Here is a 9,603-nt window from a genome sequence, read left to right as displayed (position 1 = left end):
TCGGCGGGCGGTCAGGCGGCGAGCAGCAGGCGGGCGGCGAGCTGGTGGTAGCAGCGGGTGCCCTTCAGGCCGGCCTTGCAGTTGCAGGCGGCGGGGTGGACGAGGTGGGTTTCGGTGCCGTCGGTGGAGACGGCGGCGAAGACGTTGCCGCGGATGAGGATGATGGCGCCGTCTTCGATGAGTTCCTGGGCGCTGGCGATCTGGTGGGGCTTGTAGTCGGTGAGGTCGACGGGGGCGTTGCGGACCTTGGCGGCGCACTTCGCTCCATATCCGGTGGCCCTCGACTTGGCGGACCGAAGAGCCCTGCCGCAGCGAAGGCAGTTGGTGTGGTCTGCGGTGGTGGCTGCGGCGTTCATGTGGTCCCCCTCGTTCCTGGTGTACGTACACCGTAGCCCTAGGTGTACGTACACCGCAAGGGGTTTGGCACTACCGGTGTCCGTACACCCGCGATACCGTGGACCCATGCCGAACGCCCCCAAGACCAAGCACCGATCTGTCCGCATCGACGATCAAGACTGGGCAGACCTCGCCAAACAGGCACCCGCTGGCGACCGGTCCGCCATCATCAAGGACCTGGTGCGCTGGTACCTGCGGCGCCCGGACGCAGAACTGCCGGACAGGCCTGAGGAGAAGAGCGCATGACCTACCGCCCGTACCCGAACGCCGAACGCGCCCTGCACCAGATCGACCGACACACCGCCGCGCCTCGGCCGCTGCACTTCGCGTCGCCCGCCACTGCGCAGCTGTTCGCTGGTGTCGCTGCTGCTGTGCAGGAGTTCGGTTCGTCTCTTGCTGCTTCGCTCAACAGGGTGCGCGCTGCCTCGGAGCGCCCGGCGAGCAGCGAGGAGCCGAGCGCATGAGCGAGCAGCCGACCGCCGTCGACGCGCTGTACCTGGATGCCGAACACTTCGCGCTCACCGCCGAGACGCGGCCGCTGGAGCCGAGGGAGCAAGTCCGGCCGATCGGCCGCCCGTTCGCGGGGCTGCTCCCGGACGTGGGCCCGGTGCGCCCGGGCGAGGAGCCCACCACATGAGCCTGACGCTCGCGCGCGTGGTCGAGACCTGCTGCGCCTGCCCCTCCCAATGGTCCGCCTGGACCACCGACGGCCAGTACCTCTACCTGCGATACCGGTCCGGCATCGGCACCGTCGACGCCTACGACACCCACGACTCGGAACAGTGGACGCGTATTCCGGACGGCGCCGTCGCCCGCTTCGACACTGGCGACCGCCTGGACGGCGACATGGATCTCGCTGAGTTCTGTGAGCGCACCGGACTCCAGCTCACGCCCGAGGCTGAACTCCCCACCGCATGACGAAGGCCCCGCCCGGACCGAGATCCGAGCGGGGCTGTGCTGTGCCCAACTAGAAGGCGTACTCGTCAGTCATCAGCGTCATGTCCAGCGTCATCGTCCCAATGGTCACGCCCACCACGCCGTGGCACTGCGAGTTCGGGTCGTCCGCCGTGATGTCTCCCTGACATCCGTTGGCCACGTACTCCGACTCGGCGTCTCTCATCGACGCGATCTGAGCCTCAGCCTTGGGGTACTCCCGCCCCGTCTCCTTGATCGCATTCTCCAGGCCAGCGACGACTTCCATGATGTCGTTGACGTACCTGGCACAGGCGTTGCTCGACGGCATCTGACATGCGGATGTGCCCTCGCCCTCGTTGCCGCCGGCCGCCTCAAGCTTGGGACCCCAGATGGGTTCCAGCTTCTCGGGGCTCGCCGAGGCTGTCGGCGCCGTGGTCTTGGCTTCAGGCTTTGCGTCTGCGGTGCTGCTTCCGTTGGAGCAGCTGGCGAGCGCGAGTGCGGCAGTGGCGAGCAGGACGGCAGTGGTGGCGGTACGACGCATGGTTCCCCCCAGCGTGGATCGGTGCGCCGGATCGTAGCGCCGGCCACCGACAACACGGGGCGGAAACGGCGAAACCCCGCCGCGACGGGGGAACGCGGCGGGGCTTCTTCAGGGCCGTGCCGGTCACCACCCGGCGCGAGACTCCAGTGTGGCAGGGCGTCAGCGCCCCCACAGGCGGACCACGAACTCCGCAACAGCGAGCAGCGCCAGGCCGCCAAGCATCGCACCCGTGCTGACGTACCGGCCGTCCGGATCCGGGGTACTCCCGGGCACTCGCACGATCGACTCACCGTCCGGGGCGAGGCCTCCATGCTCGGTGTCGCGGTGCTGCTGCCGGTACGCTTCAGCGGTCCGTCTGGTGTCGGGCGGGCTGCTCGCGCGGCATCGGCGGCAGCGGTAGACGTACGGCATCAGGGCCTCCGGCTCAGGGCTTCTTCAGCGAGTGTGTGCGGTGCCGGTCGGCCGGATCATTGATGATCGTCATCCCCTCTCGGGAATGCACGCGCAGCTTGTTGTTGGTGTTGGTGTTGGCGTCCTCACCTGCGGCAACAACCTCAGCAGAGGGGGCGACAGGGGGTGGGGGCGCGGCGGGCAGATCGTCGCGGTGCACGCCCGGCCCATTCCCGGCCGCCGTGCGCACCCCCGGCCGCACCGCGATGCTGGCCCCCGCCAGCAGCTCCCTCACGGCCCGCGTGTCAGCGGCGTGGAACGGTGCGCGGAGGGCGGTGAGGAGGACGCCTCGGTCGTCGCCGATGAGGTCGCGAACGAGGTCGGCGACGTCCTGCGGATCGGGCTCGCTGGGCTCGTCCTCGGCAGGCTCGCCCTCCTCCTCGTCCACCGTGTTGGGGGCAACCCACCATGCGGCCACGCACCAGGCAACGACCGCCCCCGGGACCGCGAACCGGGCCGTGTGTGGGGCGTGCGCGCACCCGTACACGGCGAGATACCCGCCGGCCGCGAGGGCAGCGAGGCGCTCCCCCAGGCTGAGGCGTTCGCTGAGCCACGCCCAGCCGCGGGCCGCAAGGACGACCGACCCTGAAACGAGGGAGGCCCCGGCCCCCGCGACGGCGAGGACCGGGCGCACCTCCGCGACAAGCCACGCGGGCAGGCGCGGCCGCATCAGGCTGCTCCGACCGCGTGCGCCCCGGTCAGGATCAGCGCCTGCGGCAGGCCCCAGATCCCGCCTGCCTGCGCCCACACCCCCGCCGCGATGATCCCCGTCAGCGCGGCCTTGCCCGGGGCCAGCTCCCGGAAGTACATGAGCGCGGCAAGGAGCAGGCTGACCCCGCCCATCCCTGCTGCGCCGAAGCCGCCGTTGGTGAAGACGCTGGCGAACGCGGTGCTCAGGTTCTCGCCGACGGTCCAGATCGATCCGGCAACCATGTAGAAGGTGCCTGCGGCGACGCCGGTCCACTGTGCTTGGTCGCTGGTGAGGCGCTTGCGGATGCGGCTCTTCTTGCCTCCTCCGCCTCCGCCGCCTGCGCCGTCCTTGCCGCCGCTTCCGCCTCCGCTGCCTTTGGGTTCGCGGATGCCGATCCACAGGATGAGGGTGAGGACGGTAGCGATGGCTCCGGCGCCGACACTGCCGAGGATGCGGCCACCCTCGACACTGATCGCGGGGGCGGCGGCCATGAACTGCGTGATCACGGTGAATCTCCTGGTCAGGTGGACGCGGGTGCCCAGAGGGCAAGCGCAACGACGGCGGTGGCAAGGGGGATACGGGCAACCCAGGCAATGCCGGGCCACCAGTGACGGGTGCGGCGGTCCCACACGTGAGCGATCAGCAGGCAGCCGCCGACACCGAGGACCAAGGCGCCACCGATGCTGGTCTGCCCGCAGTCAGCGATCGCCCCGGCGAGCTGGTCGTACAGGCCGAGACCCCAACCGGCACCGGCCGCGGACGCGTTGTACAGGAGCCGTCGGGTGCCGGGGCTGATCGCGGCGGCGGCCCGGTCCGGAACGCTGGTGAGGACTGCGGGCATGTGGGGGCGGGGCCAGTAGTCGGGCTGCGCCGCGAACGGGGCGGGCCGGTCCGACTGCTCCGGCTCCTCGGTCTCGTCGTCGGCCGGCTCGGTCCACCACTCCTCCGCGGGCGGGGGGTCGGCGTTGGGGCCGACGTGGCGCTTGCGGAGGATCGCGCGCATGCGGAGCTCGTCGGCTCCGGGCTGCTCCGTCATCACGCCCCCCGCAGGTAGCGGTTGACGGTGTCCGGCTTGGCGTTGGCGTCAGCGACCTTGTGGACGTACCGCAGGACGGCATCCGGATCGGTGATCCCGGAATCCTTGGCGGTCCGGACCGCGTCCTTCACGGTCATCGGCCCCGTGAGGGTCGGGAGCGGATCCGCGGATCCGGACTGCGGATCCGGTCCGGACTGGTCCGGATCCGCGGATCCGGAGTCCACCTCCAGGGCGCGGCGCTCCCCTTCCGCGAGCGCGCGGGCACGGTTCACGCGGCGCCGAACGGGGATGCGGGCCAGCTCGACCGCGGCCTCGGAGAGTTCCTGATCGAAGAACGCGGCGTCGCGCTTGCTCAGGGGCGCGGCCTGGTAGTCGAGGGCGACCGCCCACAGGCCCTTCGCGAGACCGGACGCGGCTGCGCCCACGAGACCTGTGGCGACGCCTCCTGCGATCCAGCCGTGTGCGGCAACCGCGCCCATGGCCACGGCGAGCGCGACGTATCCGCCGGCGCGGGCCTTCGTGGCTCGGTCGGGGGTGTAGCGGGCGAGCCATTCGATGATGGAGCAGCCGATCCATGCGAGGTCGAAGAGGGCGGCGGCGCCGTATGCGGCGGGGGCGGGTGTGACTCGGCTGAGGAGGTCGCCGATGGAGGCGGTGGAGAAGCCCATGCAGCCGAGGAGGGCGAGGGCGACGATGCCGGTGACGACGTTGATGCCGATCTGGTCCCAGTCGCGGGGCGGCAGGGGGATGTCGATGGTCTCCTCGTCGGGGACCATGCGGGTCTTGCCGTCGAGGGTGTGGGGTACGAGGCGCTCGCGGGTGATGCGACGGGTCTTCACGGTGCTCCTCCGGGAGCGGAAGCCGACCCCCTCGCGGCCGTGGGGGCGGAAGCGCGAGGGGGCCGGCGGTCTCGGGTGGGGTTATCGGCGGCGGGCTTTCCAGCCGTGCCAGGCGGCGAGGACGAGGCCGACGGCTCCGGCGATGACGAGGCCGACGGCGAGGTTGTCGGGCATGGCTGCTCCTGGGTCAGTGGGTGGACATCCACACGACGGCGAAGACACCGGACGCGATGCTGGCGGCGATACCGAGGGCGTACAGGAAGCGCTCCATGGCGTTCTCCTCAGTTGGCGGGCCGGTACCAGCGGCCGCGTCGGTCTTGCTGACGGTCGCGGTCTTCCCATGCCTGGCCCTTGCGGGCGGTCTTGGTGACGTTGCGCTTGTAGGCCTGGCGGCGGGCTTTGGCGGCGGTCTCGCTTGCAGACTCGCGGCCGGCGTATCGCGTCTCGGCCAGCTGCCGGTCGCCACCGGAGCGGAACGGGTTCCAGGCCATCAGTGCCCCCCGGTGTGCATGGTGAGGGCGAGGGCGAGGAGGCTGAGCGCGAGGCCGGCGACAAACAGGATGCGGACGGGCCAGCGGCTGGGCCGGGTCACCAGTCCTCCCCGGGGATCCGGCCCTCGCGGAGGGCGGCGGCTTCCTCGCGGTACTCGCGGGCGTGGCTCGTGGCGAACTGGGCGGCGGTTGCGGCCTGCTTGCGGGTTGTGTCCGGGAGCGTGACGTCGGCGGCGGCTTCGCGTCCGGACTGGGCGTTCCGCTCGGCGCGGGCGGCGCACTTCTCGCGGTCGTCGGCGAGTTCGTTCATCTCGCGGCGTGACATGCGGGCCATCAGGGGGTCACCGCCGGGCGGGGCAGGGCGCGGCACTTCTCCGCGTGGCCTTGGGCCAGCTCGCGAGTGCGCTGCTCGCCGAACGCGGAGTAGTGCAGGGAGCAGCCGAGGCACGTCATGGAGGCGTGGTCGCCGCCGCCTCGGACGTCGACGGTGGCGCCGGCGACGGTGAGGTAGCGGGCGATGATGCCCGGCTCCCACGGCTCGGTGGCGGGGCTGGGCTGCTTGCTCACTGCTGCCCCCTCGCGGCGCGGATGTCCTGGAGGCTGGCGCCGAGGTTTTGCGCCGACTGCACGGCGGACTGCATGCGGTGCAGCGTGTACGTGTCCGGCGCGGCCTGGTAAGCGTCGGCGGCGTCGGCGGCGTTGCGGACCGCGATGGCGCGCGGGCTGGGCTGCGTGGGCTGCTGATCGGTACGCTCCATGGCGGACCTGCTCCTTCGTCACGGTTGTGGGTGGGTCCGCCCCCGGCCCATATGGCGTTCCAGCGCCGGGCCGGGGGCTGTTTTGTTGAGCGCAGCGCGGGTGTTCACCCGGGGCTGTATGGTGACCATACCCCATGTTGTGCGGTCACCATACGCCCTCGGGGAAATAGCCCGCCTGAATCAGGAAGGTGCGGGCATGGCAGACGACGAGGAGGTGCAGCGAGTGTTCGACGCCCTTGACGACGTGGAGCGCATCGCGGACCCGGAGGCGCGGTCGCGTGCTCAAGTCCAGATCACGGCAGCGACCAGGGAGCGAGCGGCCAAGTGGACGGCGGAGCGGGCCGAGTTGGCTCACCAGATGAAGGCCGAGGGGGAGTCGGTCCGGGGGATCGCTAAGCGTCTGGGTGTCAAGCCGAGCACCGTTCAAGATCTGCTGCGCGGCTACAAGGGATCGGGCAAGGACCGGCCGCGCGCGGAGGAGGCTGGCGATGGATGATCTGCTGCGGTGGCTCGGCGCGATCCTCGACGCTGAGGAGGAGCAGGCACGTGCAGCCACGCCCGGCCCGTGGTGGCACAACCCGGGCAAGCAGTGGCTCGGGCCCGATGCGTTCGAGAAGTACGACCTGCGCCAGGGCGAGGAGTTCGTGGGCTACGGCGGGCCGCACCCGTTCACGGGCGCCGTCGCATCGACAGGCCCGGCGAGCAACATGCAGGGGATGAAGGACGCGGCGTTCATCGCGGCGCACGATCCGGCTCGGGTGCTGCAGGAGACCGAAGCGAAGCGGGGCATCGTTGCCCGGTACGAGTTCGCGTGCGGGGAAGCTGCCGTCCTCGGCATCAGCGAGGAGGAGCGTGAGACGCGGGTGCAGGTGGCGGGCGCTCTCCAATCCTGCGTCCTCTGTTTCGCCGCGATCTACGCCGACCGACCCGGCTACCGCGAGGAGTGGCGGCCGTGACGCGGAAGGCCGAGTGGTCACCAGAGGTGCGTGCAGCCCTGCAAGCGGACCTGCGGCTCACCTACGAAGCAGCGCAACACGCGGAAACCCTCTTCAAGATTCGGATCTATATCGCCGTTGAGCAGGGCCTCACTACACGGGAGGTTGCCGCCGAGCTGGGCATGTCGCAGCAGACGGTGAGCCGGTACCGCATCGAGGGAGAGGCTGCGTTCGCCGCGCGCCAAGCGGTGGCCAGCGACTAGCCCCGCACACAGCAGCGCCCCGCCGGCATCCTGGTCCGGCGGGGCGTTTTGCTGATCAAGAAGACTTCAGCACACGGGCCGGTGGTCCAGCAGCATGGAAACCACAACCCGCACACGAATCGTACGCGCCGGCACCGACAGCACGGTGCGCCGAGCGGGTGACATGCCCACCACCTCCGTGCCGTTGCGGATGGCCCAGCGTTGGCACGGCATGGAACCGGTAGACGAGGAACTGTCGGAGCTGCTCGACGAGCGCGGCGACTTGCTGCCGCTGCTGACGTTCGGGGAAGCACGCGCGTTGCTGTTCGTCGCGCACCTGCTGGGGTCGGGCGATGCCGCAGCTTCGGACGCTGCCCGGGATATGGAGACGCGCTTGGAGCGCCGGCTGAAGGTCATGTTCCCGGGGCAGGACATCTTGCTGAAGTCGGTGAGCTACGACTGGTAGCACGACCGCCCGCCCCCATCAGCGAGGGCGGGCGGACGACGATTGCGCCGGGTCATGAGGCCGGCACTGTGGCAGCCGATCGGTCGGCCCCAGGGGACCGCACTGCCACGGCCAGGATGCCACAGCAGTCAGGTCGGGCCGGGCCAGTTGGGGCCGCGCAACGCAGGCGGGACGCTGGACGTCGGCCTCGCGGGCGGTCCGATGCGGAAGGCGCGGGGCTCGGGGCGTTCGCCTTCCTGCGGCCGGTCCAGCGTGGCGAGGATCTCTGGTGTGAGGCCGTGTGCGTGGCCGAGGTCGAGCAGCTCGGGGCAGTCGTTGAGGTTGTCGACGTTGGGGGTGTCGTCGTAGCCGTAGGTGCCGCAGCCCTTGCACATGGGGGCCTCGTACCAGATGGCGTCGGGGTCGAGGGTGTGGCGGGCGAGGATGCGGCGGTCGGCTTCGCAGCGGCGGAGGACGGCGTCCGGGTCGTGGCGGACGATGTGTTCGGCCATGAACAGGCCCTCGTAGGAGCTGTTCCAGCGTCGGCCGATCTTCCGCTTCAGGGTGGGGTGCGGGTCGTTGACGATGAGGATCCGCCCGTCCGTCGGCTCGTCTCCGTCGCGGAAGGACCAGGACGGGGCGGGCGGGTGGCAGCCGCACAGGGCTGCGGCTTTGCGTGCGGTGGTCTCGGTGGCGTCGATCTGTTGGGTGATCCAGCCGTGCAGGTCAGGCACCGTGCTGCTCCTTGATGCGGCCGGGGCAGGCGGGGCAGAGTTCCAGTCCGGCATTCGTGGGTGGGCAGTCGCACCGGGATTTCCGGGCCTCGGTCGCTTGGGTCGCTGCCGGGGCGGGCGGTATGTCGAGTGCTTCCGAGATGAGTGCGGTGTCGATGGTCACGGGGTGCTCGGCGGTGAGGGCCTGTACGCGTTCCAGGCGGGCGTTGGCGGTCTCGGCCCGGGCGCGCATGCGGGCGAGCGCGGCCTCGGAATGTTCGAGCGCGTAGGTGGCGGTGGCGAGTTGGCGGCGCAGGTCGATCTCGGTGGCGGGCTGGCGCTGGTCGGGAGCCTTAATTCCGTCCGTGATTTCTTCACGGGGTTTGTTAAGGATCGGGGCGTTGTCGCTGGTCATCGGTTCCTCCGTGCTGCGCGTTTGAGGGCGCGTCGGGTGGCGCGGTTCGGCTGGGGGTCGGGTGCGTCGTCGTTCACCAGCTGCTCGGTGCGGACGAGTTCGGTCTGCCAGGTGACGCCCGGGGCGGGCGCGTGCTCACCGCGGGGTCCGCTGCTCGGCCCCGTCACGACGTGTGCTCTTCGGGTTCGGCGTGCAGCTGGGCGACGATCCCGTGGAACGGGTCCGTGCACCGGTGGTCGTGGACAGTGCCGTTGGCGTGTTCGCTGAGTCGGCAGCACGGGGTGAGCGGCGGTGGCACCTCGCCGAGCGCGCGGCGTCTGGCCCACTCGCACTCGGCGACGGTGCGGCGGTGGTCGGCCCGCAACCTGCCGGCGCACCAGGCGAGGAAGCAGGCGGTGTACAGGCCGGACCCGGCCAGCCACGGGTGGTCGATGGCGGTGTAGCAGGCGCCGGCGGTGAGGATGAGGGCGCCGGTGGTGCAGGCGTGGGCGTAGTGCAGGGTGCGGGTCATCGCTGCGCCTTCGGGTCGATGAGGTCGGCGGCCATGAGGCAGTCGCTCATGTGGTCGTCGGTTGCGTCGCGGAGCTGTTCCGAGTTGCGGATCTGTTCGGCGAGTTCGTGGGCGTGCTGGTCCAGAACCGTTCGCGCCGCGTGGTCTGCCTGTTCGGGGGTGTGGGCCACGGAGAGGAGCCCGACGAGGATGGCGTGGATGTTGGTCATGTGTTGCTCCTGGTGG

At 70.6% G+C, this 9,603-nt stretch carries 24 protein-coding genes; 8 read left to right on the top strand and 16 right to left on the bottom strand.

The genetic code is table 11. The features are described from left to right. Positions 1-11: 11 nt before the first annotated feature. On the bottom strand, positions 12-356 hold the full coding sequence (locus ACFY16_RS20230) for a DUF6011 domain-containing protein (RefSeq protein ID WP_390648501.1): 345 nt from the start codon (positions 354-356) through the stop codon (positions 12-14). Between the two features lie 106 nt (positions 357-462). On the opposite strand from ACFY16_RS20230, the gene ACFY16_RS20225 reads away from it, so the two are divergent. Genes ACFY16_RS20225 through ACFY16_RS20210 form a run of 4 tightly spaced genes read left to right on the top strand, consistent with a single transcriptional unit; the run spans position 463 to position 1,314 of the window. Next, positions 463-642: a hypothetical protein gene (locus tag ACFY16_RS20225; RefSeq protein ID WP_390648500.1), complete on the top strand. Its 180-nt coding sequence runs from the start codon at positions 463-465 to the stop codon at positions 640-642. Continuing rightward, positions 639-860, top strand: a complete 222-nt coding sequence (locus tag ACFY16_RS20220) for a hypothetical protein (protein ID WP_390648499.1) — start codon at positions 639-641, stop codon at positions 858-860. The genes ACFY16_RS20225 and ACFY16_RS20220 overlap by 4 nt, the downstream gene beginning before the upstream one ends. Next, positions 857-1,033: a hypothetical protein gene (locus ACFY16_RS20215; RefSeq protein ID WP_390648498.1), complete on the top strand. Its 177-nt coding sequence runs from the start codon at positions 857-859 to the stop codon at positions 1,031-1,033. The genes ACFY16_RS20220 and ACFY16_RS20215 overlap by 4 nt, the downstream gene beginning before the upstream one ends. Next, complete coding sequence (locus ACFY16_RS20210; RefSeq protein ID WP_390648497.1) at positions 1,030-1,314, top strand: hypothetical protein; 285 nt, start codon at positions 1,030-1,032, stop codon at positions 1,312-1,314. Before ACFY16_RS20215 ends, ACFY16_RS20210 begins: the two co-directional genes overlap by 4 nt. A gap of 49 nt (positions 1,315-1,363) precedes the next feature. Here ACFY16_RS20210 and ACFY16_RS20205 read toward each other — a convergent pair whose 3' ends face one another. From ACFY16_RS20205 to ACFY16_RS20160, 10 genes are all read right to left on the bottom strand, one after another. Continuing rightward, positions 1,364-1,852, bottom strand: a complete 489-nt coding sequence (locus tag ACFY16_RS20205) for a hypothetical protein (protein WP_390648496.1) — start codon at positions 1,850-1,852, stop codon at positions 1,364-1,366. Positions 1,853-2,011: 159 nt separating this feature from the next. Further along, the gene (locus ACFY16_RS20200; RefSeq protein ID WP_390648495.1) at positions 2,012-2,263 is read right to left on the bottom strand and encodes a hypothetical protein; all 252 of its coding nucleotides are present in this window, start codon (positions 2,261-2,263) and stop codon (positions 2,012-2,014) included. 13 nt (positions 2,264-2,276) lie between these two features. After that, on the bottom strand, positions 2,277-2,972 hold the full coding sequence (locus ACFY16_RS20195) for a hypothetical protein (RefSeq protein ID WP_390648494.1): 696 nt from the start codon (positions 2,970-2,972) through the stop codon (positions 2,277-2,279). Next, entirely contained in the window at positions 2,972-3,499 is a 528-nt protein-coding gene (locus ACFY16_RS20190; RefSeq protein WP_390648493.1) for a hypothetical protein, read from the bottom strand. Before ACFY16_RS20190 ends, ACFY16_RS20195 begins: the two co-directional genes overlap by 1 nt. A gap of 14 nt (positions 3,500-3,513) precedes the next feature. Next, a complete protein-coding gene (locus ACFY16_RS20185; protein ID WP_390648492.1) occupies positions 3,514-4,029 on the bottom strand; it encodes a hypothetical protein in 516 nt (171 codons plus the stop codon). Next, positions 4,029-4,868, bottom strand: a complete 840-nt coding sequence (locus tag ACFY16_RS20180; protein WP_390648491.1) for a protein transporter Sec31 — start codon at positions 4,866-4,868, stop codon at positions 4,029-4,031. Before ACFY16_RS20180 ends, ACFY16_RS20185 begins: the two co-directional genes overlap by 1 nt. Positions 4,869-5,149: 281 nt before the next feature. Then, positions 5,150-5,359 (bottom strand): hypothetical protein, encoded by a 210-nt coding sequence (locus ACFY16_RS20175; protein ID WP_390648490.1) that lies wholly within the window; start codon positions 5,357-5,359, stop codon positions 5,150-5,152. Between the two features lie 97 nt (positions 5,360-5,456). After that, positions 5,457-5,693 (bottom strand): hypothetical protein, encoded by a 237-nt coding sequence (locus tag ACFY16_RS20170; RefSeq protein WP_390648489.1) that lies wholly within the window; start codon positions 5,691-5,693, stop codon positions 5,457-5,459. Continuing rightward, a complete protein-coding gene (locus ACFY16_RS20165) occupies positions 5,693-5,926 on the bottom strand; it encodes a hypothetical protein (RefSeq protein ID WP_390648488.1) in 234 nt (77 codons plus the stop codon). Before ACFY16_RS20165 ends, ACFY16_RS20170 begins: the two co-directional genes overlap by 1 nt. After that, positions 5,923-6,117, bottom strand: coding sequence for a hypothetical protein (locus ACFY16_RS20160; RefSeq protein WP_390648487.1), 195 nt, complete (start codon positions 6,115-6,117; stop codon positions 5,923-5,925). The genes ACFY16_RS20165 and ACFY16_RS20160 overlap by 4 nt, the downstream gene beginning before the upstream one ends. A gap of 196 nt (positions 6,118-6,313) precedes the next feature. Here ACFY16_RS20160 and ACFY16_RS20155 point away from each other — a divergent pair, with 196 nt between their 5' ends. The 4 genes from ACFY16_RS20155 to ACFY16_RS20140 all read left to right on the top strand — a co-directional run bounded on the left by ACFY16_RS20155 (position 6,314) and on the right by ACFY16_RS20140 (position 7,760). Continuing rightward, complete coding sequence (locus ACFY16_RS20155; RefSeq protein WP_390648486.1) at positions 6,314-6,613, top strand: helix-turn-helix domain-containing protein; 300 nt, start codon at positions 6,314-6,316, stop codon at positions 6,611-6,613. Further along, entirely contained in the window at positions 6,606-7,073 is a 468-nt protein-coding gene (locus ACFY16_RS20150; protein ID WP_390648485.1) for a DUF6221 family protein, read from the top strand. The genes ACFY16_RS20155 and ACFY16_RS20150 overlap by 8 nt, the downstream gene beginning before the upstream one ends. Then, positions 7,070-7,315: a helix-turn-helix domain-containing protein gene (locus ACFY16_RS20145; protein WP_390648484.1), complete on the top strand. Its 246-nt coding sequence runs from the start codon at positions 7,070-7,072 to the stop codon at positions 7,313-7,315. The genes ACFY16_RS20150 and ACFY16_RS20145 overlap by 4 nt, the downstream gene beginning before the upstream one ends. Before the next feature lie 94 nt (positions 7,316-7,409). After that, positions 7,410-7,760, top strand: a complete 351-nt coding sequence (locus ACFY16_RS20140) for a hypothetical protein (protein ID WP_390648483.1) — start codon at positions 7,410-7,412, stop codon at positions 7,758-7,760. A 128-nt stretch (positions 7,761-7,888) separates the two neighbouring features. On the opposite strand, the gene ACFY16_RS20135 is transcribed toward ACFY16_RS20140, so the two are convergent. From ACFY16_RS20135 to ACFY16_RS20115, 5 genes are read right to left on the bottom strand one after another with little or no spacing between them, the layout of a single operon-like run. Continuing rightward, entirely contained in the window at positions 7,889-8,473 is a 585-nt protein-coding gene (locus tag ACFY16_RS20135) for a DUF6221 family protein (RefSeq protein WP_390648482.1), read from the bottom strand. Then, positions 8,466-8,867, bottom strand: a complete 402-nt coding sequence (locus ACFY16_RS20130; RefSeq protein ID WP_390648481.1) for a hypothetical protein — start codon at positions 8,865-8,867, stop codon at positions 8,466-8,468. The genes ACFY16_RS20135 and ACFY16_RS20130 overlap by 8 nt, the downstream gene beginning before the upstream one ends. After that, positions 8,864-9,034, bottom strand: coding sequence for a hypothetical protein (locus tag ACFY16_RS20125; protein WP_390648480.1), 171 nt, complete (start codon positions 9,032-9,034; stop codon positions 8,864-8,866). Before ACFY16_RS20125 ends, ACFY16_RS20130 begins: the two co-directional genes overlap by 4 nt. Next, positions 9,031-9,378 carry a hypothetical protein gene (locus tag ACFY16_RS20120; RefSeq protein ID WP_390648479.1) on the bottom strand — a complete coding sequence of 116 codons (348 nt, stop codon included), beginning with the start codon at positions 9,376-9,378 and terminating at the stop codon, positions 9,031-9,033. Before ACFY16_RS20120 ends, ACFY16_RS20125 begins: the two co-directional genes overlap by 4 nt. After that, positions 9,375-9,587 carry a hypothetical protein gene (locus tag ACFY16_RS20115; protein ID WP_390648478.1) on the bottom strand — a complete coding sequence of 71 codons (213 nt, stop codon included), beginning with the start codon at positions 9,585-9,587 and terminating at the stop codon, positions 9,375-9,377. Before ACFY16_RS20115 ends, ACFY16_RS20120 begins: the two co-directional genes overlap by 4 nt. Positions 9,588-9,603 lie beyond the last annotated feature (16 nt).

The organism is Streptomyces sp. NPDC001315, from assembly GCF_042896175.1.
In the GTDB taxonomy this organism is placed as follows: Bacteria; Actinomycetota; Actinomycetes; order Streptomycetales; family Streptomycetaceae; genus Streptomyces.
This window is presented reverse-complemented; position numbering and strand designations above follow the sequence as displayed.

Coding starts and splice junctions, on each gene's coding strand:
- ACFY16_RS20230 (WP_390648501.1), bottom strand. CDS start 356: ATGAACGCCGCAGCCACCACCGCAGACCACACCAACTGCCTTCGCTGC.
- ACFY16_RS20225 (WP_390648500.1), top strand. CDS start 463: ATGCCGAACGCCCCCAAGACCAAGCACCGATCTGTCCGCATCGACGAT.
- ACFY16_RS20220 (WP_390648499.1), top strand. CDS start 639: ATGACCTACCGCCCGTACCCGAACGCCGAACGCGCCCTGCACCAGATC.
- ACFY16_RS20215 (WP_390648498.1), top strand. CDS start 857: ATGAGCGAGCAGCCGACCGCCGTCGACGCGCTGTACCTGGATGCCGAA.
- ACFY16_RS20210 (WP_390648497.1), top strand. CDS start 1,030: ATGAGCCTGACGCTCGCGCGCGTGGTCGAGACCTGCTGCGCCTGCCCC.
- ACFY16_RS20205 (WP_390648496.1), bottom strand. CDS start 1,852: ATGCGTCGTACCGCCACCACTGCCGTCCTGCTCGCCACTGCCGCACTC.
- ACFY16_RS20200 (WP_390648495.1), bottom strand. CDS start 2,263: ATGCCGTACGTCTACCGCTGCCGCCGATGCCGCGCGAGCAGCCCGCCC.
- ACFY16_RS20195 (WP_390648494.1), bottom strand. CDS start 2,972: ATGCGGCCGCGCCTGCCCGCGTGGCTTGTCGCGGAGGTGCGCCCGGTC.
- ACFY16_RS20185 (WP_390648492.1), bottom strand. CDS start 4,029: ATGACGGAGCAGCCCGGAGCCGACGAGCTCCGCATGCGCGCGATCCTC.
- ACFY16_RS20175 (WP_390648490.1), bottom strand. CDS start 5,359: ATGGCCTGGAACCCGTTCCGCTCCGGTGGCGACCGGCAGCTGGCCGAG.
- ACFY16_RS20170 (WP_390648489.1), bottom strand. CDS start 5,693: ATGGCCCGCATGTCACGCCGCGAGATGAACGAACTCGCCGACGACCGC.
- ACFY16_RS20160 (WP_390648487.1), bottom strand. CDS start 6,117: ATGGAGCGTACCGATCAGCAGCCCACGCAGCCCAGCCCGCGCGCCATC.
- ACFY16_RS20155 (WP_390648486.1), top strand. CDS start 6,314: ATGGCAGACGACGAGGAGGTGCAGCGAGTGTTCGACGCCCTTGACGAC.
- ACFY16_RS20150 (WP_390648485.1), top strand. CDS start 6,606: ATGGATGATCTGCTGCGGTGGCTCGGCGCGATCCTCGACGCTGAGGAG.
- ACFY16_RS20140 (WP_390648483.1), top strand. CDS start 7,410: ATGGAAACCACAACCCGCACACGAATCGTACGCGCCGGCACCGACAGC.
- ACFY16_RS20130 (WP_390648481.1), bottom strand. CDS start 8,867: ATGACCAGCGACAACGCCCCGATCCTTAACAAACCCCGTGAAGAAATC.
- ACFY16_RS20120 (WP_390648479.1), bottom strand. CDS start 9,378: ATGACCCGCACCCTGCACTACGCCCACGCCTGCACCACCGGCGCCCTC.
- ACFY16_RS20115 (WP_390648478.1), bottom strand. CDS start 9,587: ATGACCAACATCCACGCCATCCTCGTCGGGCTCCTCTCCGTGGCCCAC.